The sequence below is a fragment of the Nocardioides sp. genome, assembly GCF_024509035.1.
In the GTDB taxonomy this organism is placed as follows: Bacteria; Actinomycetota; Actinomycetes; order Propionibacteriales; family Nocardioidaceae; genus Nocardioides.
In genome coordinates, this window is record NZ_JANINT010000084.1 from 1 (window position 1) to 3,487 (window position 3,487).

The following is a 3,487-nucleotide window of genomic DNA, read 5'->3' on the forward strand; positions in this document are numbered from 1 at the left end:
CTCGCGGGCCGCCCGGTCGCCGACGCCGAACGCCCACCCGAAGAGCGCGGCCTTGGCACCGCCCTCCTCCTGCACCGTCTGGACGACCTTCCCATGGACCTTCTCGAAGACCCGTGGAGGACCGGCCATAAAGGTGGGGCGTACGGCGGCGAGGTTGTCGACGATCCGCTCGAGCCGGCCGTCCACCGCCGTGGGGAAGCCGATCTGCAGCTGCACCGCCTCCAGCATCTTGCCGAACGAGTGGGACAACGGCAGCCACAGGAACTGGAGGTCGTCGAGAGAGAGGATGTCGAGGTCCTGAGCCGCGGCGCCGATGTAGGTCCAGCAGCGGTGCGGCAGCTCGACGCCCTTGGGCTGGCCGGTGGTGCCGGAGGTGTAGATAAGCGTCGCCAGGCTCTCGGGACCGATGGCGGCGACCGTGCGGTCGACCACCGCAGGATCGTCGACGAGACGCCGCGCGCCCAGCGCGACGAGGTCGGCCAGGCTCAGCACCCAGTCCCCGTCGGCGTGACCCTCGATGGTGATCACCCGCTGCAGGTCGGGCAGCTGGTGGCGGCGAGCCCGCAGCTTGGCGACCTGGGCATCGTCCTCGGCGAACACGATCCGCGACCCGCTGTCAGCCAGGATGAAGGCGACGTCGTCGGCACTGGTCGTCGGGTAGACCGTCGTGGTGGCGGCGCCCGCGCACATGATCGCCAGGTCGGCCTGCAGCCACTCCACTCGCGTGCTGCTCAGGATCCCCACGCGCTGCTCGGGCAGTACGCCGAGCGCGAGGAGTCCGGCGGCCAGGGTGCGCACAGTCTCCCCCGTCTGGCGCCACGTCACCGACCGCCAGCCCTCGTCGACCGGGAAGCGGAACGCCTCGAGGTCGGGCGTAGCCTCGACCCGGTCGTAGAACATCTGGGCCAGCGAAGCCGCCCGGTCGCTCAGCGGAGCTCGTCTCGACGCCGTCGTCTCGATCACGTTCCCACCCTCTTCCCGTCGCTCACACTCATCCGGGGTCGAGGGCGGCGCTAGAGGATTTCGTCCTGAGGTGTGACGGTCGTCTCAAGGTCGGGCAGCTCGACGACGACGTCGAGCCGGTTCGGGCCGGCCGGCTCGGCCACCGTCGAGCCGAGGCGGCGCAGCATCGCCAGGGAGGCGGTGTTGTCCGCCGTCACGGTCGTGACGAGCCTGGTGACCCCGGGCGGACGCCGGCGCATGAGCTCGGCCAGCAGCGCGTTCGCGACCCCCCGGCGCTGCCACTCGTCCATCACGGTCACGGCGACGTCGGCTGCGTCGGACTGGTCGGAGTAGCGGATGATCCGCGCGACGCCGGCGGGGATGCCGTTACCGTCCTCGTCGAGGACGAGGAGGACCAGCGCGACGTGGTCGACTCCGTCGACCTCGTCGACCAGGTGGTCGAGCATCGTGTCGGTGAGGTGCGGCACCGCGGCCAGGAACCGGTGGAAGCGGGTCTCCTCCGAGAGCTGCTCGTAACCCGCGCGGACCGCCTCGCGGTCGATGGGCAGCAGCTCCCAGATCAGTGCTCGGGTGCCGTCGGTGAGGCGCGCCTCGGCGAACACCGCGTCACCTCCTGACGTTCCGACCGACGCTGCGGCTGGCCCTCCACGGTACGGGAGGCCGGACACTGCCGGTGGCCCTTTGCGGCCAAGGTCACGGTGCCGGCGGCACGGTGGCGAGGCGGGCGATCAGCTCCTCGCGGACCTGGCGGCGCAGCACCTTGCCGATGATCGAGACGGGCAGCTCGTCGACCTCGAAGACCCGCCGCGGGACCTTGTACGCCGCGACGTGCTCGCGGCACCCGGCCCGCACCGCCGCCTCGTCCATCGTCGCCCCGGGCGCCAGCACCACGACGGCGACGACGTCCTCGTCGCCGTGCTCGGACGGGAGCCCGACCACGGCGGCGTCGGTGATCTGAGGCAGCTCGCGCAGGGCGTGCTCGACCTCGCTGGGATAGACGTTGAAGCCGCCGGTGATGATCAGCTCCTTGATCCGGTCGACGATCGTGAAGAAGCCGTTCTCGTCCATGACGACCACGTCGCCGGTACGGATCCAGCCGTCGGCGAGCACCACCTCCGCGGTCTCGGCAGGGCGCTCCCAGTAGCCGCCGAACACCTGGGGTCCGCGCAGCAGCAGCTCGCCGGCCTCGCCCTGCGGCAGCTCACGGGACGGGTCGTGCCGGTCGACGACCCGCACCTCGGTCGAGGGGAACGGCACCCCGATCGCGCCGATCCTGCGGGCGTCCCCTGCCGGGTTGCCGAGCGCCACCGGCGAGGTCTCGGTCATGCCGTAGCCCTCGACGAGCAGACCTCCGGTGACCGACTCCCAGAGCTCGGCGACCGCGGCGGGCAGCGACATCGCCCCCGAGATGGCGTAGCGGATCGAGGTCAGGTCGACGTCGCGCTCGCGGGCGGCGGCCGCGAGGCGCTCGTAGACCGGCGGCACCGCGGGCAGGAAGGTCGCCGGCCGCCGGCCCATCGCCTCGAGCACCATGTCGACATCGAAGCGCGGCATCAGCACCAGCGTCGCCCCGATGCTCATCGAGAAGGTGAGGCAGAGGGTCAACCCGTAGGCATGGAAGAGCGGGAGGACCGCGTAGACGACCTCGCGACCGTCCACGAGGCCCGGCATCCAGGCCCGGCCCTGGGCGGCGTTGGACCGCAGGTTGCGGTGCGTCAGCACCGCCGCCTTGGGCCGCCCGGTCGTCCCGCCGGTGTACTGCAGCAGCGCCACGTCCCCGGTGGCCGGGCGCGGGTGCGTCGGGTCGAGCGCCGGCCCCCGCACGAGCGCCTCCCAGCGATCGATGCCCGGAGCCGGGCCGGTCATCGCCTCGCGCAGTGCGGTCGCGCGCTTGACCGGCAGACGCAGGGCGAGCCGCTTGAGCGTCGGCAGCGCGGACGGCAGGTTCACCGACAACACGTGGCGCACGCCCAGCGGCGCGACGATGCGGTGCACCATCGGGGCGACCTTGTCCCACGCGACGACCACTGTCGGGCGGTGGTCGGCCAGCTGGAAGGCCATCTCCTCCTCGGTGTAGAGGGGGTTGTGCTCGACCACGATCGCGCCCAGCCGGAGGGTGGCGTAGAACGCGACCACGTGCTGGGGGCAGTTGGGCAGCACGAGCGCCACGCGGTCGCCGGGGACGACACCGAGTCGCCGCAGGCCCTCGGCGGCCCGCGCGATCTGGCCGGCCAGCTCGGCGTACGTCGTGGTCGCTGCGAAGAAGTCCAGCGCCGGCAGCGCCGCGAACCGCTCGGCGGACCGGTCGAGCAGGTCGACCAGCGTCTCCTCGGGCACCTCGATGTCCAGCGGTACGCCGGGCGCGTAGCTGCTCGCCCACGGTCGTTCGTCCGGTCTCATGATGCCTCGTTCCGTGCCGATCCTGGGGGTGACTCGACGTCGCTGCGAAGCCTAGTGGTCGCCGGTCGGGCGCCGTCCGTGCGCCGTCCGTGCGCCGTCCGTGCGCCGGAGATGGTCGCGGGAA

General features: G+C 72.1%; 3 protein-coding genes. All 3 read right to left on the reverse strand.

Features of this window, described 5'->3' with window-relative positions; all coding sequences use genetic code 11:
- Window positions 1–963: AMP-binding protein (locus Q0L15_RS06915; protein WP_296603189.1), on the reverse strand; the 963-nt coding region annotated here is incomplete at its 3' end.
- A gap of 50 nt (window positions 964–1,013) precedes the next feature.
- Window positions 1,014–1,565, reverse strand: a complete 552-nt coding sequence (locus Q0L15_RS06920) for a GNAT family N-acetyltransferase (RefSeq protein WP_296603190.1) — start codon at window positions 1,563–1,565, stop codon at window positions 1,014–1,016.
- A gap of 91 nt (window positions 1,566–1,656) precedes the next feature.
- Complete coding sequence (locus Q0L15_RS06925) at window positions 1,657–3,363, reverse strand: long-chain-fatty-acid--CoA ligase (protein WP_296603191.1); 1,707 nt, start codon at window positions 3,361–3,363, stop codon at window positions 1,657–1,659.
- Window positions 3,364–3,487: the final 124 nt, after the last annotated feature.